At 58.7% G+C, this 858-nt stretch carries 1 protein-coding gene and 1 pseudogene; both read right to left on the bottom strand.

All coding sequences use genetic code 11. The annotated features are described in order from the left end of the window. Nucleotides 1–160, bottom strand: a 160-nt coding sequence (locus FY112_RS38280) for a helix-turn-helix domain-containing protein (RefSeq protein WP_246700809.1), incomplete at its 3' end; no start/stop codon positions are given. Between the two features lie 211 nt (nt 161–371). Next, a pseudogene (locus FY112_RS31765) lies at nt 372–858 on the bottom strand (nucleotidyltransferase family protein); the annotation flags it as partial.

Raw genomic sequence — 858 nt, 5'->3', positions numbered from 1 at the left:
GACCATTCCGGTCATAAGCCTGCAGCAGCCGATGGACCTGACTTCGGCTGAGCCCAAGCAGTTCGGCAGCCTGGACAACGCTCAGGCGTTCGTCACGGATCTTCTGGATGACTTCGAGGCGATGCAACTCTTTCTGCGACATGGTGATCATAAAGGACATGACGACTCCGACCGCTCATGGTCTCGACCAGGCTGAAGATCGTCATCCTTGCTCCCAACATTGGCTTTGACCAGTGCGTCGAGAGGCGAGACTGTCGCATCTCTAACTGGCCCAACTGTCGCATTACTAAATAGCCCCTACAATGGATGCTCGCATAACGTGGTTTATGGAACCGCCACACTTCCATTTCGCTGACATGCCCGCGAGCCAGCTAATTCTTCATTGCGCCGCCAGCGGCCAGTACCTCTTCCGGCTTGTCGACGTCGAGCAAAGCCGCGTCGCCAACATCGACATCGAGCACGGGCAGGCCTGATGTGGCGATGATATCGCGCGCCGACATCACCTTGAAGTCGGAGGACTGCCTGATTGAGAGAACGTGGCAGAGTGACGGGATTGCCCGGCTTGCCCTGTGAAACGGCGCGCACGACGGCCTCGCCGCCCGCGTTGCGAAAGGCGGAAATCAGGGCATCGAGATGTGCGGTGGAAATGCCGGGCATATCGGCCAGCATGACGAGAATGCCATCGGCGCTGTGGGTTGCTGAGAACCCCTTTTATGAGCGAGCTTGCCATGCCGCCGGCGTAATCGGGATTATCGATGAAAGTCAGAGCGAGCCCATCGAGCGCGGCCTCGATCTCGCTCCTGCGATGCCCCGTGACGACAATAACGGAGGTTGCATCCGCACCGAGCGCGGTCAATG

This window comes from Rhizobium sp. PEPV16, from assembly GCF_008919455.1.
GTDB classification, from domain to species: domain Bacteria; phylum Pseudomonadota; class Alphaproteobacteria; order Rhizobiales; family Rhizobiaceae; genus Rhizobium; species Rhizobium leguminosarum_Q.
The sequence above is the reverse complement of the archived record's forward strand: the minus strand, read 5'-3'. Positions and strand labels throughout refer to the sequence as shown.